The 26,121-nt window shown below is 64.0% G+C and carries 23 protein-coding genes; 15 read left to right on the forward strand and 8 right to left on the reverse strand.

Annotated features, from left to right (window positions below):
• Positions 1-7: 7 nt before the first annotated feature.
• The 11 genes from C7G42_RS30170 to C7G42_RS30220 all read left to right on the forward strand — a co-directional run bounded on the left by C7G42_RS30170 (position 8) and on the right by C7G42_RS30220 (position 11,435).
• On the forward strand, positions 8-760 hold the full coding sequence (locus tag C7G42_RS30170) for a pyridoxine 5'-phosphate synthase (RefSeq protein WP_106952532.1): 753 nt from the start codon (positions 8-10) through the stop codon (positions 758-760).
• Complete coding sequence (acpS, locus tag C7G42_RS30175; protein ID WP_106952533.1) at positions 757-1,176, forward strand: holo-ACP synthase; 420 nt, start codon at positions 757-759, stop codon at positions 1,174-1,176. Before C7G42_RS30170 ends, acpS begins: the two co-directional genes overlap by 4 nt.
• Before the next feature lie 250 nt (positions 1,177-1,426).
• Positions 1,427-2,191: a signal peptidase I gene (gene lepB, locus C7G42_RS30180; RefSeq protein ID WP_094891858.1), complete on the forward strand. Its 765-nt coding sequence runs from the start codon at positions 1,427-1,429 to the stop codon at positions 2,189-2,191.
• Positions 2,188-3,024: a ribonuclease III gene (rnc, locus tag C7G42_RS30185; protein WP_106952534.1), complete on the forward strand. Its 837-nt coding sequence runs from the start codon at positions 2,188-2,190 to the stop codon at positions 3,022-3,024. The genes lepB and rnc overlap by 4 nt, the downstream gene beginning before the upstream one ends.
• Positions 3,014-3,940 (forward strand): GTPase Era, encoded by a 927-nt coding sequence (era, locus tag C7G42_RS30190; RefSeq protein ID WP_106952535.1) that lies wholly within the window; start codon positions 3,014-3,016, stop codon positions 3,938-3,940. Before rnc ends, era begins: the two co-directional genes overlap by 11 nt.
• A 21-nt stretch (positions 3,941-3,961) precedes the next feature.
• Positions 3,962-4,342 (forward strand): hypothetical protein, encoded by a 381-nt coding sequence (locus C7G42_RS30195; RefSeq protein ID WP_106952536.1) that lies wholly within the window; start codon positions 3,962-3,964, stop codon positions 4,340-4,342.
• A 136-nt stretch (positions 4,343-4,478) separates the two neighbouring features.
• Positions 4,479-5,231 (forward strand): DNA repair protein RecO, encoded by a 753-nt coding sequence (recO, locus tag C7G42_RS30200; RefSeq protein ID WP_106952537.1) that lies wholly within the window; start codon positions 4,479-4,481, stop codon positions 5,229-5,231.
• Positions 5,232-5,332: 101 nt separating this feature from the next.
• Positions 5,333-5,620: a hypothetical protein gene (locus C7G42_RS30205; RefSeq protein ID WP_106952538.1), complete on the forward strand. Its 288-nt coding sequence runs from the start codon at positions 5,333-5,335 to the stop codon at positions 5,618-5,620.
• Between the two features lie 60 nt (positions 5,621-5,680).
• Positions 5,681-7,939, forward strand: a complete 2,259-nt coding sequence (gene parC / locus C7G42_RS30210; protein WP_106952539.1) for a DNA topoisomerase IV subunit A — start codon at positions 5,681-5,683, stop codon at positions 7,937-7,939.
• Positions 7,940-8,335: 396 nt separating this feature from the next.
• A complete protein-coding gene (locus C7G42_RS30215) occupies positions 8,336-9,886 on the forward strand; it encodes an ABC transporter substrate-binding protein (RefSeq protein WP_106952540.1) in 1,551 nt (516 codons plus the stop codon).
• 4 nt (positions 9,887-9,890) lie between these two features.
• Positions 9,891-11,435, forward strand: a complete 1,545-nt coding sequence (locus tag C7G42_RS30220) for a GMC family oxidoreductase (protein WP_106952541.1) — start codon at positions 9,891-9,893, stop codon at positions 11,433-11,435.
• Between the two features lie 850 nt (positions 11,436-12,285).
• On the opposite strand, the gene C7G42_RS30230 is transcribed toward C7G42_RS30220, so the two are convergent.
• The 4 genes from C7G42_RS30230 to C7G42_RS30245 form a co-directional block, all read right to left on the reverse strand.
• Complete coding sequence (locus C7G42_RS30230) at positions 12,286-12,630, reverse strand: hypothetical protein (protein ID WP_106952542.1); 345 nt, start codon at positions 12,628-12,630, stop codon at positions 12,286-12,288.
• A gap of 574 nt (positions 12,631-13,204) precedes the next feature.
• Entirely contained in the window at positions 13,205-14,911 is a 1,707-nt protein-coding gene (locus C7G42_RS30235) for a PAN domain-containing protein (RefSeq protein WP_106952543.1), read from the reverse strand.
• A gap of 59 nt (positions 14,912-14,970) precedes the next feature.
• A complete protein-coding gene (locus tag C7G42_RS30240) occupies positions 14,971-16,101 on the reverse strand; it encodes a CAP domain-containing protein (protein ID WP_158537647.1) in 1,131 nt (376 codons plus the stop codon).
• Positions 16,102-16,217: 116 nt separating this feature from the next.
• Positions 16,218-17,147, reverse strand: a complete 930-nt coding sequence (locus C7G42_RS30245) for a PAN domain-containing protein (protein ID WP_106952545.1) — start codon at positions 17,145-17,147, stop codon at positions 16,218-16,220.
• A gap of 206 nt (positions 17,148-17,353) precedes the next feature.
• On the opposite strand from C7G42_RS30245, the gene C7G42_RS30250 reads away from it, so the two are divergent.
• The 3 genes from C7G42_RS30250 (at position 17,354) to C7G42_RS30265 (ending at position 20,921) form a co-directional block, all read left to right on the forward strand.
• Entirely contained in the window at positions 17,354-18,325 is a 972-nt protein-coding gene (locus tag C7G42_RS30250; RefSeq protein WP_106952546.1) for an AraC family transcriptional regulator, read from the forward strand.
• Between the two features lie 927 nt (positions 18,326-19,252).
• A complete protein-coding gene (locus C7G42_RS30260; RefSeq protein WP_106952548.1) occupies positions 19,253-19,504 on the forward strand; it encodes a hypothetical protein in 252 nt (83 codons plus the stop codon).
• A 226-nt stretch (positions 19,505-19,730) separates the two neighbouring features.
• On the forward strand, positions 19,731-20,921 hold the full coding sequence (locus tag C7G42_RS30265; protein ID WP_106952549.1) for an HWE histidine kinase domain-containing protein: 1,191 nt from the start codon (positions 19,731-19,733) through the stop codon (positions 20,919-20,921).
• Between the two features lie 57 nt (positions 20,922-20,978).
• Here the strand turns inward: C7G42_RS30265 and chrA are convergent, their stop codons facing one another.
• Together chrA and C7G42_RS30275 are read right to left on the reverse strand one after the other, a co-directional pair.
• Complete coding sequence (gene chrA, locus C7G42_RS30270) at positions 20,979-22,364, reverse strand: chromate efflux transporter (protein ID WP_106952550.1); 1,386 nt, start codon at positions 22,362-22,364, stop codon at positions 20,979-20,981.
• 7 nt (positions 22,365-22,371) lie between these two features.
• Positions 22,372-23,187, reverse strand: a complete 816-nt coding sequence (locus C7G42_RS30275; protein WP_147250308.1) for a chromate resistance protein ChrB domain-containing protein — start codon at positions 23,185-23,187, stop codon at positions 22,372-22,374.
• 200 nt (positions 23,188-23,387) lie between these two features.
• Here C7G42_RS30275 and dmeF point away from each other — a divergent pair, with 200 nt between their 5' ends.
• Positions 23,388-24,359 carry a CDF family Co(II)/Ni(II) efflux transporter DmeF gene (gene dmeF / locus C7G42_RS30280; protein WP_106952552.1) on the forward strand — a complete coding sequence of 324 codons (972 nt, stop codon included), beginning with the start codon at positions 23,388-23,390 and terminating at the stop codon, positions 24,357-24,359.
• A 193-nt stretch (positions 24,360-24,552) separates the two neighbouring features.
• Here dmeF and C7G42_RS30285 read toward each other — a convergent pair whose 3' ends face one another.
• Together C7G42_RS30285 and C7G42_RS30290 are read right to left on the reverse strand one after the other, a co-directional pair.
• Positions 24,553-24,744, reverse strand: coding sequence for a hypothetical protein (locus C7G42_RS30285; protein ID WP_106952553.1), 192 nt, complete (start codon positions 24,742-24,744; stop codon positions 24,553-24,555).
• A gap of 31 nt (positions 24,745-24,775) precedes the next feature.
• Entirely contained in the window at positions 24,776-25,933 is a 1,158-nt protein-coding gene (locus C7G42_RS30290) for an MFS transporter (protein WP_106952554.1), read from the reverse strand.
• Positions 25,934-26,121: the final 188 nt, after the last annotated feature.

Consider the following 26,121-nt stretch of genomic DNA (forward strand, 5'->3'; position numbering starts at 1 on the left):
TTCTAGAATGCCCGCAATTCCGCTTCGCCTCGGCGTCAATATCGATCACGTCGCAACCGTGCGTAACGCGCGCGGCGGCCGCCATCCCGATCCGGTGCGCGCGGCGCTGCTGGCGATCGAAGCCGGCGCCGACGGCATCACGGCGCATCTGCGCGAGGATCGCCGCCACATCCGCGATGAGGACATGGCGCGGCTGAAGGCCGAGATCTCCAAGCCGCTCAATTTCGAGATGGCGGCGACCGACGACATGATGCGGATCTCGCTTGCCACCAAGCCGCACGCGGTGTGCCTGGTGCCGGAGCGCCGGCAGGAGGTGACCACCGAGGGCGGGCTCGACGTGGTCGGCCAGCGCAATACGCTGGCACCCTACATCGCGCGGCTGACCGATGCCGGCATTCGGGTCTCGCTGTTCATCGCTGCCGATCCCGCCCAGATCGAAATGGCCGCACGGCTGCGCGCGCCTGTGATCGAGATCCACACCGGCGCCTGGTGCGACGCCGTGGTCGACGGTCACACCGAAAAGGCCGCGGCCGAATGGCAGCGGATCGTGGCGGGCGTGAAGCTGGCCAAGGCCGCCGGGCTCGAGGTCCATGCCGGCCACGGGCTCGATTATGAGACGGCGGAGACGATCGCAGCGCTGCCTGACATCATGGAGCTCAACATCGGCTATTACATGATCGGCGAAGCGCTGTTCGTCGGTCTCGCCGAGACGGTGCGCCGCATGCGCGCGGCGATGGACCTAGGCCGGAGCCGGGCATGATCATCGGCATCGGCTCCGACCTGATCGACATCACCCGGGTGGCTAAGGTGATCGAGCGCCACGGCGAGCGCTTCCTCGACCGCATCTTCACCGCGGCCGAGCGGGGCAAGGCGGAGCGGCGGGCCAAGAACGAGAAGATGGTGGTGGCGACCTACGCCAAGCGCTTCGCCGCCAAGGAGGCCTGCTCCAAGGCGCTCGGCACCGGGATCCGGCGCGGCGTCTGGTGGCGCGACATGGGGGTCGTCAACCTGCCGGGCGGGCGGCCGACCATGCAGCTGACCGGGGGGGCGCTGGCCCGGCTTCAGGCCCTGACCCCGGAAGGGTTCGAGGCGCGGATCGACCTGTCGATCACCGACGACTGGCCGCTGGCGCAGGCCTTCGTCATCATTTCCGCCGTCCCGCTGCCGAAATCCTGAAAGGGCTCCCTTCGGGGTTATGATTTATGTTATAAATCAGTGCCTTATGCAGTTTTGACGCGATCCTTGATTGCGTGGCCTCCGACAACCGTCTAAAAGTCCGCGGACGCAAATCAGCTTGGACCAATTCGGCTTTACGCCGGAATTGGCCCTCACTATCAGAATCAGGACAATCTCCTTGGGCCGCGAACCGATGGGCCGTTCGCGGGAGGAGGGCGCTCTGTGATCGCCGGCCGGAATTGAGAGAGCAATGAGCGTGACTTCGGGAACGAAAACTGAGAGCGGCATCGGCGAAACGATCCGGGTCGTGATCCACGCTCTCCTGATCGCGCTTGTGATCCGCACCTTCCTGTTCCAGCCCTTCAACATCCCGTCCGGTTCGATGAAGGCGACGCTGCTGGTCGGCGACTATCTGTTCGTCTCGAAATATTCCTACGGCTACAGCCACTATTCGATTCCGTTCTCGCCGCCGCTGTTCTCCGGACGGATCTGGGGCTCGGATCCGGCCCGCGGCGACATCGTCGTGTTTCGTCTGCCGAAGGACGATTCCACCGATTACATCAAGCGCGTAATCGGCCTTCCCGGCGACCGCATCCAGATGCGGGACGGGCTGCTCTACATCAACGACACGCCTGTCGAGCGGCAGCGGATGAGCGAATATGTCGGCGAGGAGCCCTGCGGCTCGGAAGGCGGCGGCATCTCCCGGGTGAAGCGCTGGAAGGAAACGCTGCCGAACGGCGTGTCCTACGAGACGCTCGACTGCGCCGACAATGGTTACGTCGACAACACCAACGTCTACACCGTGCCTTCGGGCCATTTCTTCATGATGGGCGACAACCGCGACAATTCCACCGACAGCCGCTTCCTCGGCCAGGTCGGCTATGTGCCGCAGGAGAATCTGATCGGCCGCGCGCAGATGATCTTCTTCTCCATCGGCGAAGGCGAGCATGCCTGGATGTTCTGGCGCTGGCCGTGGGCGGTGCGCTGGAATCGCTTCTTCAAAATCGTCCGATGAAAGACGAAGCCAAGGACATCGCGACCGAACCGATCGAGGCACAAGCGGGCCTCGACGGCGAAGCTGCGACCAAGGCTGCTGCAGGCAAGGCGCCCGCGAAGAAGAAGCGGACGCGGAGCAGCAAGGCGAAGGGCACCGATGCCAACGCGGCGCTCGAAGCGCGCATCGGCCACAGCTTCGCCGACCCGAACATGCTGATGCAGGCGATCACGCATGTCTCGGCGCTGAAGTCCGGGCGCAAGCGCGGCGACAGCTATCAGCGCCTGGAATTCCTCGGCGACCACGTGCTCGGGCTCGTCGTCTCCGACATGCTCTATCATGCGTTCCCGAACGCCGATGAGGGCGAGCTGTCCAAGCGTCTTGCCGAGCTCGTGCGCAAGGAAAGCTGCGCCGACGTCGCCAAGTCGCTCGGACTGCTCGACGACATCAAGCTCGGCTCGGTCGGCTCCAGCGCCGATGCGCGCCTGCGCAAATCCATCCTCGGCGACATCTGCGAGGCCGTGATCGGCGCCGTCTTCCTCGACGGCGGCTACGCGGCGGCGTCCGATTTCGTCAAGCGCAACTGGACCGAGCGCATGCACAAGCCGCGCCGTCCCCTGCGCGATCCCAAGACCGTGCTGCAGGAATGGGCGCAGGGCAAGGGACTGCCGACGCCGGTTTACCGCGAGGTCGAACGCACCGGCCCGCATCATGATCCGCAATTCCGCGTTGCGGTGGACCTGCCGGGGCTGGCGCCAGCCGAAGGCATCGGCGGCAGCAAGCGCGCGGCAGAGAAGGTGGCAGCTTCAGTGATGATCGAACGAGAAGGTGTTGGCGGCAGCAATGACGGCTGAAGCAAGCGGCGAGACGCCCACTGCGACGCGCTGCGGTTTCGTTGCGCTGATCGGCGCGCCGAATGTCGGCAAGTCCACGCTGGTCAATGCGCTGGTCGGGGCCAAGGTCACGATCGTCTCGCGCAAGGTGCAGACCACGCGCGCGCTGATCCGCGGCATCGTCATCGAGAACAACGCACAGATCATTCTGGTCGACACGCCCGGCATCTTCCTGCCGAAGCGGAGGCTCGACCGCGCCATGGTCTCGACCGCCTGGAGCGGGGCGCATGACGCCGATCTCGTCTGCGTGCTGATCGACGCCAAGGCCGGCATCGACGAGGAGGCCGAGGCGATCCTCACCAAGGCGGCCAGCGTCAACCACGAGAAGATCCTCGTCATCAACAAGGTCGATCTGGTCCAGCGCGAGAAGCTGCTGGCGCTGGCGCAGGCCGCCAACGAGCGCATGAAGTTCGCGCGGACCTTCATGATTGCGGCGATTTCGGGCGACGGCGTCGACGACCTTCGCAAGACGCTGTCCGAGATGGTGCCGGCGGGGCCGTTCCTCTATCCTGAGGACCAGATGTCGGACGCGCCGATGCGGCAGCTTGCGGCCGAGATCACGCGCGAAAAAATCTATCAGAAGCTGCACCAGGAATTGCCCTACCAGTCCACGGTCGAGACCGAGAAGTGGGAGGAGCGCAAGGACAAGTCGGTGCGGATCGAGCAGACGATCTTCGTCGAGCGCGAAAGCCAGCGCAAGATCGTGCTCGGCAAGGGCGGCGCCACCATCAAGTCGATCGGCGCGGACTCGCGCAAGGAACTGATGCAGATCCTGGACGTACCGGTCCACCTCTTCCTGTTCGTCAAGGTGCGCGAGAACTGGGGCGACGATCCCGATCGCTACCGCGAGATGGGCCTGGACTTTCCGAGAGAATAACCAAGAACAGATCGGTATCCGATGAGCGTGCCCAGCAACGTCCGGCGCTTCGAAGCGCTGCTTTATGCATCGTTGATGCTGGACGCCTTGTCCGTTGCGGTGCAGGATCGCACGCCCAGTGCCGAGGTGAGCGAGCAGATGATCATGACGGGGACCTTGCTCGCCGGCGTCATGATCCTGCTGCTGGTCTATTTCGTCCGGCTCGCCGCGCATGGGCGCAAGAACTGGCCGCGCTGGGTGCTGGCGGCCGCGCTCGTGCTGTCGGTGATCTCGCTCGGCCAGATCATCGGGGAGAAGGGCATGGAGCTCGACAGCGCCATCGAGATCGTTTCCTGCGCGCTGACGACGATCGGATTGTATTTCTCGTTCACCGGCGACGCCCAGGGCTGGTTCAACGCGTGACGTTTTGCGCGGTGTAGGGTAGGCAAAGGCGCCCCTTCCGCGCCGTGCTTACCATCTCACCATGGTCGCAAAAATGCGTGGGCACGCTTCGCTTTGCCCACCCTACGACAGCTCGAAATGCGGTAAGTTTCCTCCCATGGAATGGACCGACGAGGGCATCGTGCTGGGCGTGCGGCGGCATGGCGAATCCAGCGCCATCGTCGAGCTCTTGACGCGCGGGCACGGCCGCCACCTCGGCCTCGTGCGCGGCGGCGCCGGATCGCGGATGCGGCCCTTGCTGCAGCCGGGGAACAGCGTCAGCGTCGTCTGGCGGGCGCGGCTCGACGAGCATCTCGGCACCTACGCGATCGAGGGCTTGAAGCTGCGCGCGGCCACGTTGCTGGGATCATCCCACGGCGTCTACGGCGTCACCCATCTCGCCTCGATTGCGCGCCTCCTGCCAGAGCGCGATCCGCATGAGCAGATCTTCACGCAGCTCGAGCATTCGCTCGACGATTTCGACGATATCGGCAGCGCCGCCGTGCACGTCATCCATTTCGAGCTGTCGATGCTCGGCGAACTCGGCTTTGGGCTGGCGCTGGAGAATTGCGCGGTCACCGGCGAGACCACGGACCTGATCTACGTCTCGCCGAAATCTGGCGGTGCGGTGTCGCGCGGCGCGGGCGAGCCGTGGCGCGACCGCCTGTTGCGCCTGCCGCCTTTTCTACGCCAGGGCGAGGTGCAGGGGGAGCTTACCGACGAGGATCTCCAGGATGGCTTTCGACTCACCGGGTTGTTCCTGCTGCGCCACGTGCTGGAGCCGCGCGGGCAGGTCCATTCCGATGCGCGGGCCGGCTTCATCAACGCGCTGACGCGACAGCAGGCCAGAGCCGCAATTTCCGCGCCATGAGCTAGGCGCGACCCTACCTTGTTCCTCGACATGAAGTTCTCTGGAACGAAATCGGGTTCAACGGACTTGGCCCCTCAGGTTCCATCACGGGGATAGCCCAAATGCTGATCAGGGGATTCGCCTTGTCTGCGGCGCTGCTCGCGTTTGCGCCTGATGCCATCGCCGGCGAGCCGCAACCCGGCGTGTTTCGCCGGGCATCCTGCACGGTTGTCCGGTACTATGTGGCCAAATATTCTGCTGCGGCTGCAGAGACATGGGCGCGGTCGAAGGGCGCAACGGAGGCCGAAATCGAGGTCGCCCGGCGCTGCCTGACCAATGCTCCGGCCACCACACAGGCCCAAAAGGCCCAGACCACCCAGCCTGTGACAGCCGGTTGGGCCGGGCAGTAGCCGCCCACAGGGAACCAATCCATCCTTGCCCGATTCGCTTCCACGGTTTAACCGGGCGGCATGGGAAAACGAATCGTTCCGCCGGAAGAACCGGCCGAAATTCACGAGGTGCCGCTGCGTGAAGCGCTCGAGGAGCGCTATCTCGCTTATGCGCTCTCCACCATCATGCACCGCGCGCTGCCCGACGCGCGCGACGGCCTGAAGCCGGTCCACCGCCGCATCCTCTACGGCATGCGCCTTCTCAGGCTCGACCCCGGCACCGCTTTCAAAAAATCCGCCAAGATCGTCGGCGACGTGATGGGCTCGTTCCATCCGCACGGCGACCAGGCGATCTACGACGCCATGGTCCGCCTCGCGCAGGATTTCTCTTCGCGCTATCCGCTGGTCGACGGCCAGGGCAATTTCGGCAATATCGACGGCGATAATCCGGCCGCCTATCGCTACACCGAAGCGCGCATGACCGACGTCGCGCGGCTTCTGCTCGAAGGCATCGACGAGGACGGCGTCGAGTTCCGCCCCAATTACGACGGCCAGTCGAGGGAGCCGGTCGTGCTGCCCGGCGGCTTCCCGAACCTGCTCGCCAACGGCGCGCAGGGCATCGCGGTCGGTATGGCGACCTCGATCCCGCCGCACAACGCCGCCGAGCTCTGCGAAGCCGCGCTGCACCTGATCGAGAAGCCCGACGCCAAGTCCAAGGCGCTGATGAAGTGGGTCAAGGGTCCCGACTTCCCGACCGGCGGCATCTGCGTCGATTCCAAGCAGTCGATCGCCGAGGCCTACACCACCGGCCGCGGCTCGTTCCGCGTCCGCGCGCGGTGGGAGCAGGAGGAGGGCGCGCGGGGCGCCTGGGTCGTTGTCGTCACCGAGATTCCCTTCCTGGTGCAGAAGTCGCGGCTGATCGAGAAGGTCGCCGAGCTGCTCGACCAGAAGAAGCTGCCGCTGGTCGGCGATATCAGGGACGAGTCGGCCGAAGACGTCCGCATCGTGATCGAGCCGAAGTCGAAGAACGTCGATCCCGCCTTGATGATGGAATCGCTGTTCCGGCTCACCGAGCTCGAGAACAAGATTCCGCTGAACCTCAACGTCCTGATCAAGGGCCGCGTGCCCAAGGTGGTGGGCCTCGCGGAGTGCCTGCGCGAATGGCTCGACCATCTGCGCGACGTCCTGATCCGCCGCAGCAATCATCGCAAGGCCGAGATCGAGCGCCGGCTCGAGATTCTCGGCGGCTTGCTGATCGCCTATCTCAACATCGACGAGGTGATCCGGATCATCCGCACCGAGGATGAGCCGAAGCCGGCGCTGATCAAGGCGTTCAAGCTCACCGAGGTGCAGGCCGAAGCCATCCTCAACATGCGGCTCCGCTCCTTGCGAAAGCTCGAGGAGATGGAGATTCGCACCGAGGAAAAGGATCTGCGCAAGGAGCTGAAGGGCCTCGAGGGGCTGCTGGCCTCCGAGCCCGAGCAGTGGAAGAAGGTCGGCGAGCAGGTCGGCAAGGTCCGCGACATGTTCGGACCGAAGACGCCACTCGGCAAGCGCCGCACCACTTTTGCCGACGCGCCCGAGCACGATCTCGCCGCGATCGAAGAGGCCTTCGTCGAACGCGAGCCGGTGACGGTCGTGGTCTCCGACAAGGGCTGGATCCGGACCATGAAGGGCCATGTCGAGGATCTCTCGGGGCTGGCCTTCAAGCAGGACGACAAGCTCGGCTTCGCCTTCTTCGCCGAGACGACCTCGAAGTTGCTGCTGTTCGCCACCAACGGCAAATTCTACTCGCTCGACGTCGCCAAGCTGCCCGGCGGCCGCGGCCACGGCGAGCCGATCCGCCTGTTCATCGACCTCGAACAGGAGGCGGCGCCCGTGGCGCTGTTCGTCAACAAGGGCGGACGCAAATTCCTGGTCGCGAGCCACGAGGGCCAGGGTTTTGTGGTCAACGAGGACGATTGCGTCGGCACCACCAAGAAGGGCAAGCAGGTCCTCAACGTCGACATGCCGAACGAGGCGTGCGTGGTCACCGAAGTGCTCGGTGACACCGTCGCGGTCATCGGCGAGAATCGCAAGATGCTGATTTTCCCGCTCGACCAGGTGCCGGAGATGGCGCGCGGCCGCGGCGTTCGCTTGCAGAAATACAAGGACGGTGGTCTCTCCGACATTGCCGTGTTCGAGGCGAAGGCGGGCCTGACCTGGAAGGATTCCGCCGGCCGCGAGTTCTCCGCGACCATGAAGGAGCTCGCGGAGTGGAAGGGCACCCGCGCCGACGCCGGCCGCCTGCCGCCGAAGGGTTTCCCGAAGTCGAACAAGTTCGGCAAGGTGATCGGATAGACGGTCTCGTGTCCCGGACGCGCTGCAGCGTGCAACGCTGCTGCGCAGAGCCGGGACCCAGCACCGGTCGAGCGCGCGGCGAGATGGGCCCCGGCTCTGCAGCGCAGCGTCGAAGTGACGCTGCACTGCGTCCGGGGCACGAGCGAATGTAGCGCACGCTTGTCTTTCCAGCGTCATTGCGAGCGCAGCGAAGCAATCCAGACGGCCTCTCCGGAAAGATTCTGGATTGCTTCGCTGCGCTCGCAATGACGGGAGGTAGTAGCGGCGATCCCCATCCGCATTTCCGCAAATGCGCGGCAGATAGTCGTGGACGCATACGTGCTTCGGCCGCGTGGGCACGAACATTGCTTTTTCCTGGCGACTGCGAACGTTTCAGTCAAAAGGCAAAACACACCAATGTTCAAATTGATGGCTTTCATTCCGGCGTTGCTCGGGTTCGCGATCGCCGCGGTACCTGCGCAGGCCGCAGGCAATCTCGTCGCGGTACTGGAGGCGGAGATCGTCACGCTCGATCCGCATTTCTCCACGGCCTATATTTCGCGCACGTTTGGCTACATGGTGTTCGACACGCTGTTCGCGAAAGACTCCAAGGGCGAGATCAAGCCGCAGATGGTGCAGGACTGGAAGGTCTCCGCGGATGGATTGACCTACACGTTCACACTGCGTGACGGCCTGAAGTGGCATGACGGTCAGCCGGTCACCGCGGCCGATTGCGTGGCGTCGTTGCGCCGCTGGGGCACCCGCAGCGCGCTTGGCCGCCGCATCTTTGCGATTACGGCCTCGCTTGAACCAACCGATGCGAAAACCTTCGTGCTGACGTTGAAGGAGCCCTCCGGCCTCGTCATCGACGCGCTCGGCAATCCCGTCAGCCCCGTTGCCTTCATGATGCCCGAGCGCATCGCGAAAACACCCGGCGACCAGCGCATCACCGAGATCGTCGGCTCCGGCCCGTTCGTCTACAGCAAGGCCGATCACCGCACCGGCGATCGCATGATCCTGAAGAAGTTCGCCGACTATGTGCCGCGCTCCGAGCCTGCCGACTTCCTCGCCGGCGGCAAGCGCGTCAACGTCGACACGCTGGAGATCCGCGTCATTACTGACGGTGCGACCGCGGCCTCAGCGCTGCAGGCCGGCGAAGTCGACTTCATGCAATACGCGCCATTCGACCTGCTGCCGACGCTGGAGAAGAATTCGCGCGTCAAGCTGGTCAATTTCACCGGCGGCAACATGTTCGCAGGCGCCTATCGCCTCAACGCCGCGTCGAAGCCGTTCGACGATCCCGCGATCCGGCGCGTGCTGTGGAAACTGGTCGACCAGCGCGAAGTGCTGGATGCGCTCGGCCTCGATGCCAAATACGCGACGCCTTGCGCGACATACTTCACCTGCGGCACCACCTATGAGAGCAAGGCCGGCACCGACGCGGCCGCCAAGCCCTCGATCGAGGCGGCCAAGGCCGCGCTGAAGGCGACCAAATATGCCGGCGAGCCTGTCGTCGTGATGGAGGCCAACGATCTCGAAGCCCCTCGCGTCTCGGCGCAGGTGCTGGCGGAGCGGCTGAAGGCCGCCGGCTTCAACGTCGATCTGCAGGTGATGGACTGGGCCAGCGTGCTGGCGCGCCGCGCCAAGAAGGAGGGCTGGAGCGTCTATGGCGTTCACGCCGGCGGTTTCGACCTCGGCTCGCCGCTGACCAATGTCATGGTCGCCTTCAATTGTGCCGATTTCACCGGCTGGCAGTGCGATCAGCGCATCACGCCGCTGATGGAAGCCTTCGCCAAGGCGCCGGCCGAGGAGGACCGCAAGAAGATCGCCGGGGAGATCCAGAGCGTCATGTACGACCAAGCCCCCGCGATCCCGTGGGGACAATTTGCGCAGCCGGCGGCCTATCGCGCCACCCTGCGTGGTCTGATACCGTCCGCCATCCCGGTGTTCTGGAACGTTGAGAAGTAACGCGATGTACGATGTCATTGTTGTCGGCGGCGGCTCTGCCGGCGCCGCTGTTGCGGCACGGCTCTCCGAGGATCCGGCACGACGTGTCCTGCTGCTCGAAGCGGGACTGGATTGGCGCGCCGACGAGGCGCCCTGGGAGGTCAGGACGCCCAATCCGATCCCGATCATCCACAAGCGCGAGTACCAGGAGAAATGGCAGTGGCCCGATCTGTTGTCGCGCCGGGTGGCCGGGCAGGAGCCGCGCTTCTACTGGCGCGGCAAGGGGCTCGGCGGAAGCTCGATGATGAACGGGCAGATCGCCATCCGCGGCGTTGCCGATGCGTTCGACGAATGGGCGGCCAATGGTTGCGCCGGCTGGTCGGCGAAGGACGTGATGCCGCTGTTCTCGGTAATCGAGGACGATTTTGAGTTCGGCGATGCCGATGGCCATGGCCGCGGCGGACCGCTGCCGGTCTATCGCGCTCCGCCAGAAAAATGGGGGCCGATCGATCTCGGCTTGCGTGATGCGGCGCTGGCGAGCGGCCATCCCTGGTGCGCCGACCTCAACGGCCCCGATGGCGAGGGTGTCGCCTGCTATCCCATCAACAGCCGCGACTTGCGCCGCATCAGCACGAATGAGGGTTATCTGGAGCCCGCGCGCGAGCGCGCCAATCTGGAGATCCGTGGCCATGCGCTGGTCGATCGAGTCCTGATCAGTGACGGCCGGGCAACCGGCGTCCGCGTTCATGTCGAAGGGCAGGGCACCCAGGAGATCAGCGCGCGCCAGATCGTGCTCTGCGCCGGCGCCATCCACAGCCCGGCGATCCTGCTGCGCTCGGGCATCGGTCCGGCGGAGGAATTGAAGGCGATGGGAATTGGCGTCGCGCGCGACCTGCCGGTCGGTCGTCACTATTTCGACCACCCGCTGTTTCGCGCCACGATCCAGCTCCGCGACAATCTGCGGCCGACCGATCCGGACACCCGGCACACCAATTGCTGCGTGACCTATTCCTCGGGCCTTGCCGACGGCGGCAAGCGCGACATGATCCTGATTGCCTTCAATCATCGCGGCATCGGCGTGCCGGGCGCGATCGGCGCGGGCCTGTTCAACGCCTATTCCCGCGGCACGCTCAAGCTGGCCTCGGCCGATCCCACGATTGATCCTGTCGTCGAGGAGAACATGCTGGCCGATCCGCGCGACATGCTGCGCATGATCGACGCGGTGAGGCGGCTCGCCGTGATCACGTCCCAGCCGGCGCTCGCTGGCATCGCCGATTGGATCAGGCTCGCCGACACCGACCTGACCTTGCCGCAGGCCGCCGCGCTGCCGGATCACGAACTCGCCGCGGTGCTTCGCCGTGAGACCGGCGACATCCAGCACGCCGCCGGCAGCTGCCGCATGACGGGCCTCAACGATGCCGACGGCGTGGTCAATCCGGATGGCACCGTGAAGGGGATAAGCGGCCTGCGCGTCGCCGACGCTTCGATCATGCCGTCGGATTGTCGGGCCAACACGCATTTCACGACGGTAGTGATCGGGGAAGCGATTGCGCGGATGATGATGAAGTAGCCACCCTTGGTGTCATGCCGGGCACCAATGGCGTGGCGCAAGCTCTATCAACACTGTCATTGCGAGCGCAGCCAAGCAATCCAGCATCCCAACGCGGAAAGACTCTGGATTGCTTGGCTGCGCTCGCAATGACGAGCGAGTGGCGGGCCATCGCTCTACAGCTCGCATTTCAAACAACAGACAGGCGCTCGCCTTCTCGCGGCGCATGTCACCCGAGTTTTGCTCCTGTTGCACCGTCGAAAAAGACGAGGGCGCAGGGAAGGCCGGGCGCCGGCTGGCACCCGAGATCCGTGCGCGATAGAAATGCACACGGGGTGGACCACAGGTGTTGCCGGTCGCCCGGCCTTCCTGCGCGAATGGTTTTAACGGTGTCCTTCGTGCTCTCCTCGGGGAGCGTTGCACTATTGCCCCCGTCGTCTTGCGGGAATGCTGATGCGCGCGCCGGTTGGCCGCTACATCACCGCAAGGCTTGGCGCCAGAACCCCGGGCGTCGGGACCACACGACTTCTCCGTCCGCGCACGTCCTCGCTGGGAATCCGGGGGGTAGCGTGTGCTCGCCTCCGAAGCCATGCGAAGACGCTGTCGGCGCCGTGTCGTGCGCGGGACAGCCATTGCTCACGGTCTCCCGCCCTGCAATGCCAATCACGCCCGACGCCGTCGCGTCCATCGCTGCCCAGCCCGCGGTTCGTGACGATCGCGATCAGCCCCTCGTCTCGGGCCAGGGTGTTTCGGGTGTACGACAAAACCGAATTTCGGTAAAGTGGAATATTTGACGAGGCAGGGGTTGACAGGCAGAGTGGCGGAATTGGTCGGCTGTTTCGCCCGGCTGCAAACCACGTTCATGGCGGACCTACGCCTTACTTTTTCCGACCGACAGCCACGAGCAGATGGCAGCTGGAAGTGCGCCTGCGAAGCCGATGAGCGGTACGATCGGCCCCGTGACGTACTGAAACACGATGACAGCCGAAAATGCCACCAGCGAACTGGCGATGATGCGAATCCAGCCCTTGTCTGCCAGCAACCAGTCGACCACTCCGGCAATCGCCATGAGGCCGAAAGCCAATGGAAACATGACCGGTGCCAAGCCGAGGAAGATCGGCCAAAACGCCTTTGGTGAATGCAAGGCGGGTGGTGCGCATAGCATGGCCACGCACAACACGACTCCGAGCAACAGGAACAACAGAGCGCGCTTCATGCTCTACCTTCTCATCTGCCTCTTGATTCCAACCATGTTGGAGGCGAAGCTTTCGACGCCGGTTGAGCCTCACCCGACGGCGCCCCCTTGAGAAGGACGGCCGCATCAGCACTTCGGATTGCTCCAGGGCTTGACCCTGCCGTCGGGGCACCTGACGTTTCCCTTGCGGTCACACAGGGCACGGCAATTGCCATAGAGGCGCTGCCCTTCCGATTTGGGCTGCACCGATCCGAGCAACGGGGCGCACTGCTTGTGGCAGGAAGCGACCGTGTCGGCCTGGCTGGTACTGCCTTGCGGCTCGCAACACAGCATTTGAAAGCCCGTCGCGCACGCTCCCGTTCGTTTCGACATATATTTCCAGTTCGCGGGACAGGTTGGCTCGCACAGCGGCGGCGTCCCGGACCATCTGCATTCTCTGGCCTCGGCCGGTGGCAAGCTCCCAAGAAGCAGAGCTCCGACCAGCACAGCGAGCACCAACTTCGCAAAGCCAGATCCCGACATCTCGGTCTCACCTTCCAACGCTCGCATCACGCGCCGCAGCCGTGCCGCTGCCACCGGATCGCTCTTCAGCCATTCAGCGCGACCCCGAGGTGCAGCAGTTGTTCACGCTTGCAACCGGAACGGCTGTCTTGAGCCAGCACCGGCCGTTGGGGCCCTGAACGCCTGGCTTGACCAAGGTCCAGGCTTTGCATTGGGCGTCCTTCTGGCATGCGGCCCGGCAACTCATGTCCGGTTGAGGCGTCGTGCTGCCGATCTCGAAATTCCGATAGTCGCTGCCCGCGCGGTTGATACCCGGTTCGACGCCCGTCATGACGCCGGAGACGCAGCAATTGTTGGCTTGCGCGGCCGGCACGGCCGTCTTCAACCAACAATGCGCCTTGGGACCCTGAACGCCCGGTTTGACGTAGGTCCAGGCTTTGCATTGACCGTCCTTTTGGCATGCTGCCTGGCAGTTCAATTCCGGTTGGTCGCGGAGGTCGGCATTGCCGACCTCGAAGTTTCGATAATCGCTGCCCCCGCGGTTCGTACCGGGTTCGACCAGGACCTCTGCTGCGCGTGCAGTCATCGCGCCTTTCTCGATGGGCGCCTCCGCAGTCGACTCCGTGCCTGCCTTGCCGGCGCTGCCTGTCGACTTACACGAATCCAGATTGGCCTGAAGCCCCCGTTCATTCTCTTTGCTTGTGTTGGCGGCACCGTCGCCGAAGTCCAGGCATGTTTTCTCGAATGCAGCTTCGCTCTTGTTCCAGCCACCCGAAGCGGTGAGAAACGGACAGGAGAGCCGCCGCGCCTCGGTCACTCTGGCGTACTGGCGGGCTGCATGTTCTTTGCAGAGCCCTGTGTAATCGGGCGGCACCTCCCGCTTCGCGTCGGCGATCTCGGCGAGGTAAGGTCCGGTCGAGACATATTGGCAGGAACTGATGCCGGTCGCCCACTGCCAATCTCGTTCTTGGCTTGCCGGAGTGCCGGCTATGTTTCCGGTGCGGCGGCAGGTCGACTGAACCCCGGCGATTCCCTCGTTGAAGCCATTGACAGTCACCCAGCTTGGTCCGCCGCTGTCGCCGCCGTGACCACTCTGCGCGCTCCCGTTCATCTTTAGATCGTAGCTGGTATCGGTAATGGAGGTGGGAGAGAACTGCGCGCTGCGAAAGGTGCCAAGCCCTGTCGCCGGCTTTGCAGAAGGTGTACCAAACGTTCCTGAAGCAAAGGTCGAATAACCCTGACCATACTGGGTGACCGTGTCCGTCTCTTTGAGCTGCCCGCTGAGCTTGACGCTCGATCCGGAGCGAACGCTGGTGGCATAGACCCGCTGGGCATTGACCTGCCCGAAGTTCGGGAATCCGAGGCGGAGAAGAATGATGTCGTTGTGAGCGGTGTTCTTCTTGAAATCCTGGAGGCGATAGACTCTCGCCGTGACCGAGGGGGCCCATGCGGCGGTGACTGTTACGTCAGCCGGGTTACGGATCGTTCCGTCGACCTGGCTATTGTGGGTGACGCAATGTCGCGCGGTCAGCACCAGGAATTGCGTGATCAATGTTCCGGAGCAGCCACCGTTGACGGTCACCAGACCGAGGTCGCGCTGTCTATCGATCTCGACCCTTGTACCGGCGGTGATCGGCTGCTGCACCTTGCACACGCGGCCTTCGGGCGTGTTTTGGCAGTCTGCCGCGCGCGCTACGCCGCTCGTGCCCACGGAGCCGGCGCCGACGATGCAAGCCACGACCAACGCATGCGCAGCGCCAGCGAGGCGCAGCCCGTAGTTCTTTCCTGCAGTTTCGAACACGTGATGCTCCCTGTGCCAGGCTCGAGCCTGGATGCGCCTGAAATGATCCCGCGACGGTTCTAGGGCTTGCAGCCAACCGGCAACACGTTCTGACGCAGCGCAGCCGCGCTATTGGTGTTGCCGGTATCGTAGCGGCAGACCCAGTTGGTGCCGTCTTGCCCGTTGATCTTGCGCGTCGCGCGTCCACACCCGACCCTGGTTGCGGATTTCCAGACGACTTGCGTGAAGTGGCCCGTCACTGGGCTATTGCCCTTGCATTCGGACTTGGGTTCGCCGCAGCTGCTTTTGAAGCCGCCGCAGATCTGCGGATCGTCGTACTTGTAGTATTGATCCTCGCATCCCCACGTATCCTGGAAAGCGTCCGGGTCACTCTTGGCGGGAAGGACGGCCGTCGTCACGCCATTGGTCGTTCGCAACTGCAATGCGTTCGCCATGTTCTCGTTGGACGCTCCGTGCCGGTCAAGCGGGCCGGTTTCCGCATACGCCTTCGCTGCCGCGGCCAAACTCGCGTCCCACTGAAGCGGCGGCGAGCAGTGCTTCATCCTGAGATCGTTGTGCGCCTTGAGCATTTTGCTCCACTCGTCCGGGACCTGAGTTGCTCCGCCCCCGCCGGCAGGCGGAGGTGTCGTGGCGCCGCCGCCCGCGGCCTTCTGCTTCTGCGCCGCGAGGCAATTCTGGTATTGCTCATCCGTCAACAGACGCCTGATGCAGCCCGTCTTCTGTGCTTCCCTGCAATTGCGGTCGGCAACGTCCTTCCGCTTCACGCCGTCGATCACGCAGCTGCTGCCGACGACAGGTTGAGCTCTGAGACATCCCTTGTACTCTTCATCGTTCAAGAGCCGCTTGATGCACCCGGTCGTCCGTGCCTCCTGGCAATCCCTGTCCAGGATGTCCATCCGCACCTTGCCGTTGATCTCGCAGCCGTGCGCGCGGACCGGGAGACCGGACACGCAACATTTGTCGTTTGTGGCCTTGGGCACCGCATTCTTGAGCCAACAACGCGCTTTGGGGCCTTGCACGCCGGATTGGACGAACGTCCAGGACTTGCACTGCTCATCGAACTCGCAGGCGGATTTGCAAGGCTCAAACCCAGCAATGGTGGGCACCATCTCGAAGTTCTTGTAGTCGCTGCCGGCCCTGTTGACGCCCGATTCCACTTCAGCCGCATGCGCCAGTCCGAAAGCCAGCACGCAACACAATCCGCTCAGTAACGCAAAGACCCATGCCCGCCGAAACATTATGCTGGTCACTCCCAAAACCGCGAAGGCCTCAAATCCGCACTGCATAGGACGCTGGCTCTGCCGGACTAATGAATGTTCTCCCGGCATTGACCGGCGCTGCTATCCCAGCGCAATCCGCTGTCACAAATCCCCGCTTTCAGTCCCGAGACGCAGCAATTGTTCGGCGTGGGCGGAGGCACACCTGACTTCAACCAGCATTTCGCCTTCGGTCCTTGCACGCCCGGCTTGACGTAAGTCCAGGCCTTGCATTTGGAGTCGCTGCGACAGGAATCTTCGCAAAGGCTTGCGTCCGCCGTGGACATCTCGGAGTTCTGGTAGTCCTGGCCCGGCCGATTGAAGCTTTGCTCGGCGAGAGAGGACGCCTTTTGATTGAGGACCGCGTCCGGCTTCGGCTGCGGGCCGGGCGTTGGCGGCGCAGCCACCGGCCCGGTCGCGACGGGTCGCGGGCCGCAAATCAGGCCCAGCGCATCGACAAAACCGCCGGAACGTCCGATCATTCCAATGACGGCTTGGTTGTCACCACAGGTGACGCCGCCCTGAGCCAGCGTTCCGCCCGCACCAATCCTGGGCTTGCCGGAGTCGCCCCCGGCACGGATCGGAGCGCAGTCGAGCCGGATTGACGCGACATATTTGGGTCGGCCGCTGCCGTCCTGCGTGTAGCCGAACATCATCCCGGAGACGTACTGGCCATTGTTGCAGGTCGTGGGCCCGGCCGCGCCGCCGCCGCTGCCGCCGTGGCGTTCCATCGGAAACCCCGGTGCGCCGAGCAGGCCGGTTTTGGCATTGAAGGTGGCGCAGAAGGGAACCACCGCGTCCAGCACGCTGCCGAAATTGACGGCAACGCCGGTCAAATATTGGCCCGCCCCGCATTGGTCGCGGAAATTTCCCCCGCCTGGGCCCCCGGTGAGAAACGTGTCTCTTGCTTCTGCGGGCGAAAATGCGCCAACGAGCACGAGGGCCAATATGCAGACAGCGCTGTTGAAAATCGCGCGCATTCTTTTTCAAATCATTCCAAGTAACAGCGGTCCGGCTTGCGACCGACCAACCGGCCATAATTGCCGAAACTAATGTCGGGTCGTGGTTCCGTCTTGGGCAGGAGAGAAGCGAGTCTTGGCTGAGAGCGCAATTTGAAGGCTTTTCGCGCACGTTTCGAACTGGTACTTATTTGTAGGGACTTGGAAGTTGAGGGCAGGGCAAGCCGATGGCGTCGCTATCGACGGATGTTTCTCACTTGCGCGTATCGACGCGCGACATTCCCGAATCCCAACGCACAGCTTTCTGGAGGGAAGAGTTCGCCCGGCAAATGTGCCGCCTCGAATTCGAATCTCTATCGGACAACCCGTTGGATGTTGAAGCCAACTTGCTTGCGCTGCCCGGCTTGAGCATCGGCTGGTGCTGTTCCGGCGCGGCTGCTCGCTGGAGCAGGACCAGCGACCTGGTGAAGGATGGGGACGATACGTTTGCGCTCGTCATGCCGCTTGCCGGCGCGGTGCAGCGATCCCAGCGCGGCCAGGATGTCGAGGTCAAACTTGGGGAAGCCGTCGGCATTCTCCATAGTGAGCCCGGCAGCCTTGAATTTCGGCAGCTCGACGACATGGTGGTCATGGTTCCCCGATCCGCTCTCGCACCGCTCGTTCCCGATGTCGAGGCGGCCGCGACGCGCATCGTGGCGAACGACGCGTTGCGGCTTCTGCAGACTTACCTCCTGCCATGGCGGGAGAATTTCGACGTCACCGACCCCGCGGTTCGCCGTCTCAGCGTCACCTACATCCACGATCTGCTGGCGCTGGCGCTCGGGAGTACACGCGACGCCGCAGAGATCGCCAGCGGCCGCGGCGTGCGCGTGGCACGACTGAAAGCGGTCAAGGCCGACATCGCCGCCAATCTAACGTCGCGTGATCTCTCCGTCGGCTCGGTCGCGCTGCGCCAACGCGTGACGCCACGCTACATCCATATGCTGTTCGACGGTGAGGGCACGACCTTCTCCCAGCATGTGCTGGTTGCCCGTCTCGCCTGCGCCCGTCGCCTGCTTCTGGATTCGCGTCATGCTCACCAGTCAATCGCCGCAATCGCATACGCCAGTGGTTTCGGCGACTTGTCGCATTTCAATCACGCCTTCCGCCGCCGGTATGGCGCCACGCCATCCGAGGTGCGCCGCGAGCAGGTCCGATAGATTGAACAGTTCCAAGGAACGCAGCCGGCAAGCCTCGGCTCCCGTCATGCTCCCTTATTTGCCCTAACAGTCATGTAGCGCCGTCGCTTCGATGGCGCCTCCCGGCAGCAAAACAGCGAGCGCTGGGAAATGTACTGAAGTTAACCTCGCCCGTGCGACCGGGCCTGCTGCCGAATTCTGTATCTATTTCGAGCGAATAGGCGCCTAGTGGATGTCATCACCGGCACCATCATGGCGCCTATCGGTGACTGAGAGCCCCGTGCTCCCGCCAAGCACGCGGAGCCATTCATGCTCAAGCCAACCACTTCCCTAACGGAACGCCTCACTCAAATGGCGAGTATCGCTCGCAGCCATGCAGAGACAGCGCCTCCTGGCCCCAAGCGGGAAGCCTTGTTAAAGGCCGCGCGACTGAGTGAGAACGCCTTGCGTATCCAGCAATGGCTGAGCCCTGGTGGGCCTGCCCCGACGTAAAGCCCGCCATTCGAGGAGAACGCGCCTTACGTGACGGCGTCTTTCATCCAATATTCGTTGTGGTCGTAGCCGAAGCTCGCTTGCCTCGCTGTCGTGTTCGTATGTGGACCGAACGCGGCGGCCCTCCGGTCGTCGCAACCGCGAAGCTGGAAGGCTTGGAAGCAAGACACTGCACCGAAGCATGGCTTCACAGCTCGGCGGCACTATAGCGTTCGACCGGTGGGACGAGGGTGGGGTTGTCGCTTTGCGAATGAGTAAGCACGGTCTCGTGGATTGAAGCGTCGCAATCCTGCGCCCCCTTCGCCCATCGTCAATTTTCCAAAGCGGACAGTGCTTGCGACGCAAAGGCACGATTCAACGAATAAGCGAAAATTTGGAACGATCTCTCGTTTTGGTTGTTGTTCTGCAGATCCCCGGACGTCGAGGATCGAAGACCAAAAAAGTCAGCAGTCTCTCATGATCAAATCCCTACTGTCCCTCGCGATCTTTATCCTCCTCGGAGCTTCGGTGATCGCTTTGCCGGGGTTTGCACCTAAAGTGCAAGCGGATGAAGTCGCGGCGCTGGCCAAAGGCGACCGGCTTGATCTGCGGGGCGTTGATTCGAATTGCTCGACCCAGGTCTGGCCGGACTTTGCTACTTCCTGCTTGCGGCATGCCGGCTCCGGAGCAAAGCTTCAGGAAGCTCGCCTGGTAACTGCCCGTCGATAATCTCTTTCCAGCACTTGCCGCAAAGCGAGAGCGCGCTTCCTGCTTCTAGCCCGTCAGGACGACGGTGATCGTGTCGAGATGCGCTCGTGTGCGTCGGACTGGGCCGCTGTCGTTTCCAAAGTGCAGCAACGGCACGCGGTTGCCGCCAGTGGTTGGCGGGCAATCGGAAGAGTCTGGTTCTCCGTCGGCAACCGCATCGGCCGCCGTGAAATAGAGAGATATTGCCATGTCTACAAATCCTACTCATGTGCCGAACGTTCTGATCGTGGAAGACGAGATGATCCTGCGCATGCGTGCCGTCGATATCGTGGAGGACGCCGGTTTCTGCCCCGTCGAGGCCATCAACGCCGACGAGGCAATCTCGGTCCTCGAATCCCGCTCGGATATTTCGTTGCTTCTCACCGACATTCAAATGCCTGGCAGCATCGACGGCTTGAAACTCGCCCATGCGGTGTGCGAACGCTGGCCATCGATCAAGATCATATTGGTTTCCGGTCAAGTGAAGCCGTCCGAGGAAGAGAGGCCAGCCAACAGCCGCTTCTTCGGCAAACCGCTCGGTGTCGAGCAAATGGTCACCGAGTTGCAGGCCATGATCGGTGCAGGCGCGCTGCAGATCATTCCGTCTGCAACCGATTGGATGGCCGGTGAGGCGGCTCAGCCGACGCAAATGGCCGATCCGTCAACTCGATCAACACACGAGACCATTCTGTCGGCCGAAAACGACAGTCTCCGCCTGCTGCTCGAACAAGCCGAGATAGACGCCCGGGCACTCATGGTCCAAGCCGGGATCGAAGCCGAGCAGCGAACCGCGGCCGACAAATTGCAGAAGCTGATCCTGGGCGAGCTTCATCACCGCGTCAAGAATACGCTTGCCATGGTCAGCGCCATTGCGTCCCAAAGCTTCCGCGGAGCGCTGAGTATCGAGCACGGACAGAAGGCGATGGAGGGAAGGCTGCTCGCATTGGGCCGAGCCCACGATCTGCTGCTGCAGGTCAGTTGGGCGGATGCAAGCCTCACTCACACGCTGAGCAGCGCGACGGAACCTTATGACAGCCATGGCGACCGTCGTTTTCATTTCAATGGACCAGACATCAGGATCAGCTCCGTAGCTGTCATCGCGCTTGCGATGACGATGAACGAGCTGTGCACCAACACGACCAAATTCGGAGCGCTGTCTGTCCCCACAGGCCGCGTAGAAGTGGCATGGGCAGTCGACGACGCAAAGCAGAGACTTCGTCTTGTCTGGACGGAAAGGGGAGGTCCCACGGTCGAGCCGCCGGTGCGGCGGAGCTTCGGCACCCGGATGATGGGGTCTCTCGGACAGCAACTGGCAGGTCAGGTGGGGCTTGCCTACGAACCAAGCGGCTTCGTTTATTCGCTGGATGTGCCGCTGAGCTCGGTTGTTGCAGCCGCCTGAATTGTCGCTGCTGGTCCTCTTTTCGGAAAACCGCTACGCGCTTTTCCGGATCATGCCTTAGATCCATCCCACCAGCCGGAGCGCCACGCCCGCCGCGCAGCTTCCCGCCAGCACCGTCAGCATCCCCAGCTTGAACCGGAAGATCGCAGTGGCCGCCGCGATCGCCAGCAGCATCGCCGGGATGTCCACGCTCGTCAGCACCGGCCTGTCGAAGTCCAGCGGAAACGCGTGAACCGGCACGGTCTCGCGGAACAGCGTGTGCAGGGCGAACCAGATCGAGAGGTTGAGGATGACGCCGACGACGGCGGCGGTGATGGCGCTCAGCGCGCCGGCCAAACCCGCGTTGCCGCGCAGGCGCTCGATGTAGGGCGCGCCGACGAAGATCCAGAGGAAGCAGGGTGTGAAGGTGACCCAGGTCGCGAGCAGGCCGCCGAGTGTCGCCGCCAGCATCGGTGACAGGCCGCCGGGATCGCGGAAGGCTGCCATGAAGCCCACGAACTGCAGCACCATGATCAGTGGACCGGGCGTGGTCTCGGCCATGCCGAGGCCGTCCAGCATCTCGTGCGGCTTCAGCCAGTGATAATGCTCGACCGCCTGCTGGGCGACATAGGCCAGCACGGCGTAGGCGCCGCCGAAAGTCACCAGCGACATCTTCGAGAAGAACAGCGCGATCTGGCTGAACACGCTGCCTTGGCCGAGCGCGAGCAGCAACACGGCGACCGGCACCAGCCAGAGCGCCAGCCACAACGCGCCGACGCGGATCGTTCGCGCGGTGTCGGGACGCACATGATCGGGCACGGCGTCGCCGAGCATGCTGTCGATGACGGCGCTGCCGCCGCCATGGCCGTGACCGGCGGGCGCGAATTCCGGCCGGCCGCTGCGTGCGCCGGCGTAACCGATGAGACCGGCGGCGATGATGATGATCGGGAAGGGGACCGCGAAGAAGAAGATCGCGACGAAGGCGATGGCGGCGAGCGCGATCATGACGCGGTTCTTCAGCGCGCGCTTGCCGACGCGGACCACGGCCTCGATGACGATGGCGAGCACGGCGGCCTTCAGCCCGAAGAACAGCGCCTCGACGAAGCTGACATTGCCGAAGGCAGCGTAGATATAGCTGAGGCCCATGATGGCGATGATGCCGGGCAGGATGAACAGCCCGCCCGCCATCAGTCCGCCGGCGGTGCGATGCATCAGCCAGCCGACATAGGTGGCGAGCTGCTGCGCCTCCGGTCCCGGCAGCAGCATGCAATAGTTCAGCGCGTGCAGGAAACGGCCCTCGGAGATCCACTTTTTCTCCTCGACCAGGATGCGGTGCATCACCGCGATCTGGCCCGCGGGCCCGCCGAAGCTCAGGCAGGCGACGCGAAGCCAGACGCGAAACGCTTCGTTGAAGCTGATGCCGTGACCGGCATCAGCTTCCGTTTCATTGACGCGGGTATCCATCACGCCTTCACTTCACTTTGTTGGTCGGCCAATTGTGGGTCTCGCCGGTGGCGTCGCGGCACCAGCGGTAGAAGGCGTCGTAGAGCAGCATGCCGGCCTCGAGCTGTTCGATATCGTCGTCGTACATCCGCGACAGCCCGAGCGAGGCCGCGAGCAGGCCGGGCGCCTCCGGCGCGAGGTCCGGCCGCGCGGTATCGGCGCCGCGCACCAGCGTTGCCAGCCGCAGCAAGGCCGGAGTCGCGATCCCGAACTCCTCGATCATGACGTCGAAGGTGCAGAGCTCGCCGCGGTGACTCCAGAACACGTTCTCGATGTCGAAGGGCGCCGCGCCGAACCGCTCGCCGACGGCGACCACCTCGGACGGCGCCACGTACAGGAACACCGCGTTGGGATCGACGAAGCGGCGGATCAGCCAAGGGCAGGCGATGCGGTCCACCTTTGGCCGCGCCCGCGTCACCCAGACGGTGCGTCCTTTGGCATCGCGCGGCGGCAATTTCGACGCGTCGACCAGCGGCAGCTTGGCATCCTTCCAGCCCTCGAAGCCGCCCTCCAGCGTCTCGGCCTGCACGCCGAGCTGCCGCAGCCAGGCCGCCGTGCCCTGCGCGAGCTTTGCGCCGCGCAGGCAGGCGACAATGGCGGAGCGGCCCGAAAGCTCGCTGCCCCAGCCGGAGACATTATCGTGGCTGAGCTTGATGGAGCCGGGGATCAGCCTGGGGTCGGCGGCAAAATCCTCGTCCGTGCGCACGTCGATCAGGACCGGGGCGTTCGCCGTGCCGATCAGCCGTGTCAATTTGTCGGATGATATGGTCGTAAACATTGACATGATGCGTCCTCGCATAAACGAAACGGGACGCGATACTTGGGCATGTCGCCTCGTGGGGAGATCGCTCAAATCCCCATGGCGGCATTACAGCCAAATCGCGCGGGCCTGTCAATCGCCGGTTTTGAAGGCGGTGAGCGTTAGAAAGATCGGTTGCCGCGGCCTATATTGGGCTGAGGAATCTGTTCCCGGAGCCTGACCTGATGCATTCCCATTCCATCGAACAATGGACCCACGACCACGCTTTTCTGGGCGAGAAGCACGACGAGAACGAGCGGCGCACCTGGCTCGTGGTGGTCCTGACGCTGGTCATGATGGTCGGCGAGATCGTCGCCGGCTCGCTGTTCGGCTCGATGGCGCTGCTCGCCGACGGCTGGCACATGGGCACGCATGCGGCCGCGCTCGGCATCGCCGCCTTCGCTTACCGCTTCGCGCGGCGGCACCTGGGGAATGCGCATTTCACCTTCGGCACCGGCAAGTTCGGCGATCTCGCCGCCTTCGCCAGTGCGATCATCCTCGGGCTGATCGCGGTCGAGATCGCCTATGAGAGCGTGCTGCGGCTGTTCACACCGGTGCCGATCGTCTACGGCGAGGCCATCGCGGTGGCCGTGCTCGGGCTCTGCGTCAACCTCGCCAGCGCGTGGCTGCTGCGCGACAGCCACGACCACCATCATCACGGCCATGATCATGGTCACGGCCACGCGCACGATGATGATGACGATCACGATCATCACGGCCACCACCAGCATCATCACGACAACAACCTTCGCGCGGCCTATGTCCATGTCATGGCGGATGCCGCGACCTCGGTGCTGGCGATCGCAGCTCTGGTGGTGGCGATGTATTCCGGATGGGTCTGGGCCGATCCGGCCGTCGGCCTGATCGGCAGCGCGGTGATCGCGAGCTGGGCTTTCGGCCTGGTCAAGACGTCGGGCGCGGTGCTCCTCGACGTGCGCGCCGACGAGAAGCTGGAGCGGGTGATCCGCGCACGCATGGAGGCCGGCGACGACCGCGTCACCGATCTGCATCTGTGGCAGGTCGGCCCCGGCCATTGTGCCGTGCTGCTCTCGGTGGTGTCGGACAAGCCGAAGCAGCCGGCCATCTACAAGCGGCGGCTCGCCGGATTGAAGGGCCTCAGCCACGTCACGATCGAGGTCGAGACCTGCCCGCATTGACAGGACCAACTGGGTCGCGGCCGTGCCGGAGCAAGCGTCTCAGTCCTTCGAGACGACCGCTGCGCGGTCTCCTCAAGATGAGGCTGAACGGCATTATGGTGCGCGTTTAATCCGGCGCAACACATTCGGTCCTCATCCTTAGGGCCCGCCAACGGCGGGCGTCTCGAAGGATGTGCTGTGGGGGGAAGGTGCCTCAGCCCTTCGGTGCCGTCACCGTCGCCGGGCTCGCCTCCGGCGTCTTCTTGGGCTTCAGCGTGCCGGCGTAGAACGAGACCAGCCACACAAGGATGATGGCGAGGAGATAGACGCCCCAGGCCTGCGGCGGCGTGGTCGCCCAGCGCAGGAGTCCCTTGAATGTGCGGGGCGGGCTGTTGTCTTGGCTCATGGCTCGCTTGTGCGCGAAAGCCGTCGCGCGGTCAATCGGGCCGGGCGCTCGTGCGGATCATGAACAAGGCCGCGAGCGCCGAGAGGCTCAGCGCTGACGATACGATAAGCACCTTGGCGCCCATGACGTCGATCAGCAGGCCGAAGGCCAGCGGCGCCACCGCCTGCGCCATCCGTGCAGGGGCGCCGATGATGCCGAGACGGTAGCCGAAATCCTTCGGCCCGAAGATCGACAGTGGCAGCGTGCCGCGCGCGATCGTCAAAATGCCGTTGCCCGAGCCGTGGAACAGCGCGAACGCGCTCGCCGCTGCACCGCCGAAGATCGCCACGATCACCGCGCCGATCGGATGTGTGAGGCAGGCGAGCCGGGTCGACCACAGCGGATGGAAGCGGCTGAGGAAGCCGGCCTCCAACATGCGGGCCCCGACTTGCGCCGGGCCGATCAAGGCACCGGCCGCGATGGCTTCGGCGGGCGTCGCCCCCGTCGTCTCCAGGATGCGCGGGAAATGCGCGGCCATGGCGCCGGTGACAGTCCAGACCGCCGCGAAGATGAAGGCCAGCAGGACCATGGTGCGGTCGAGCGGCAGGTGCGGCTTCTCGGCCGTCGCCGCCGCCTGCTTGGCGCCCTTGATCGCGGGCAGCATGAAGAAGTTCAGCGGAAGGCCGATCAGGATGTTGGCGGCGGCCCAAGCGAAGCAGGTCTCGCGCCAGCCGATATGCGAAAGGCCCCAGGCGGTGAGCGGCCAGCCGACGGTGGAGGCGAAGCCCGCCATCAGCGTGATGCCGGTGATGGGCCTGCGCGCCTCGGTGCCGTAGATGCGCCCGAGCGCAGCGAAGGCGGCGTCGTAGAGCCCCATCGCCATGCCGATGCCGAGCACGAGCCAGGCGAACACCATCACCGGGACGGAATGCGCGAGGCCAAGCAGCGTGAGGCCGGCGGCAATCGTCAGGTTCGAGGCGGACAACACCTGCCGGCCGCCGACGAGATCGATCTGCCGTCCGATGCGCGGGCCGAGCATCGCCGAGATCACCAGCGAGGCCGAGAACGCGCCGAAGATCCAGTTGGAGGAGACGCCGAGGTCGCGCGCCATGGGATCGGCGATCAGCGCCGGCAGATAATAGCTGGATGCCCAGGCCAGCGTCTGCGTGGTGCCGAGCGCCAGGATGATCGGAAGCTGGCGCTGGCTCATATTGCCGTATTTCTGGTCGGCGATGTCATCGGTTCCATTTGCAGCGGCATCGACAGCGCGTCAACCGCGGCGACGACATATTGGACCTGCTACGGACGGGAGACTTGGGATGGGAGCCTCGATACGGGAGCCTCGAAACGGGAGCCTCGGGCATGACGTTCGTGCGCGGCCTTCCGCTCGTCACGAAT

Source organism: Bradyrhizobium sp. MOS003 (assembly GCF_003020125.1).
In the GTDB taxonomy this organism is placed as follows: Bacteria; Pseudomonadota; Alphaproteobacteria; order Rhizobiales; family Xanthobacteraceae; genus Bradyrhizobium.

What these genes read in the sequence shown, in the direction of transcription:
- C7G42_RS30265 (WP_106952549.1), top strand. Translation starts at nt 19,731, where the DNA reads ATGTCTACAAATCCTACTCATGTGCCGAACGTTCTGATCGTGGAAGAC.
- C7G42_RS30285 (WP_106952553.1), bottom strand. Translation starts at nt 24,744, where the DNA reads ATGAGCCAAGACAACAGCCCGCCCCGCACATTCAAGGGACTCCTGCGC.
- parC (WP_106952539.1), top strand. Translation starts at nt 5,681, where the DNA reads ATGGGAAAACGAATCGTTCCGCCGGAAGAACCGGCCGAAATTCACGAG.
- C7G42_RS30220 (WP_106952541.1), top strand. Translation starts at nt 9,891, where the DNA reads ATGTACGATGTCATTGTTGTCGGCGGCGGCTCTGCCGGCGCCGCTGTT.
- C7G42_RS30260 (WP_106952548.1), top strand. Translation starts at nt 19,253, where the DNA reads ATGATCAAATCCCTACTGTCCCTCGCGATCTTTATCCTCCTCGGAGCT.
- chrA (WP_106952550.1), bottom strand. Translation starts at nt 22,364, where the DNA reads ATGGATACCCGCGTCAATGAAACGGAAGCTGATGCCGGTCACGGCATC.
- C7G42_RS30170 (WP_106952532.1), top strand. Translation starts at nt 8, where the DNA reads ATGCCCGCAATTCCGCTTCGCCTCGGCGTCAATATCGATCACGTCGCA.
- C7G42_RS30205 (WP_106952538.1), top strand. Translation starts at nt 5,333, where the DNA reads ATGCTGATCAGGGGATTCGCCTTGTCTGCGGCGCTGCTCGCGTTTGCG.
- C7G42_RS30215 (WP_106952540.1), top strand. Translation starts at nt 8,336, where the DNA reads ATGTTCAAATTGATGGCTTTCATTCCGGCGTTGCTCGGGTTCGCGATC.
- era (WP_106952535.1), top strand. Translation starts at nt 3,014, where the DNA reads ATGACGGCTGAAGCAAGCGGCGAGACGCCCACTGCGACGCGCTGCGGT.
- C7G42_RS30195 (WP_106952536.1), top strand. Translation starts at nt 3,962, where the DNA reads ATGAGCGTGCCCAGCAACGTCCGGCGCTTCGAAGCGCTGCTTTATGCA.
- lepB (WP_094891858.1), top strand. Translation starts at nt 1,427, where the DNA reads ATGAGCGTGACTTCGGGAACGAAAACTGAGAGCGGCATCGGCGAAACG.
- acpS (WP_106952533.1), top strand. Translation starts at nt 757, where the DNA reads ATGATCATCGGCATCGGCTCCGACCTGATCGACATCACCCGGGTGGCT.
- C7G42_RS30250 (WP_106952546.1), top strand. Translation starts at nt 17,354, where the DNA reads ATGGCGTCGCTATCGACGGATGTTTCTCACTTGCGCGTATCGACGCGC.
- C7G42_RS30275 (WP_147250308.1), bottom strand. Translation starts at nt 23,187, where the DNA reads ATGTCAATGTTTACGACCATATCATCCGACAAATTGACACGGCTGATC.
- dmeF (WP_106952552.1), top strand. Translation starts at nt 23,388, where the DNA reads ATGCATTCCCATTCCATCGAACAATGGACCCACGACCACGCTTTTCTG.
- recO (WP_106952537.1), top strand. Translation starts at nt 4,479, where the DNA reads ATGGAATGGACCGACGAGGGCATCGTGCTGGGCGTGCGGCGGCATGGC.
- C7G42_RS30230 (WP_106952542.1), bottom strand. Translation starts at nt 12,630, where the DNA reads ATGAAGCGCGCTCTGTTGTTCCTGTTGCTCGGAGTCGTGTTGTGCGTG.
- C7G42_RS30245 (WP_106952545.1), bottom strand. Translation starts at nt 17,147, where the DNA reads ATGCGCGCGATTTTCAACAGCGCTGTCTGCATATTGGCCCTCGTGCTC.
- C7G42_RS30290 (WP_106952554.1), bottom strand. Translation starts at nt 25,933, where the DNA reads ATGAGCCAGCGCCAGCTTCCGATCATCCTGGCGCTCGGCACCACGCAG.
- rnc (WP_106952534.1), top strand. Translation starts at nt 2,188, where the DNA reads ATGAAAGACGAAGCCAAGGACATCGCGACCGAACCGATCGAGGCACAA.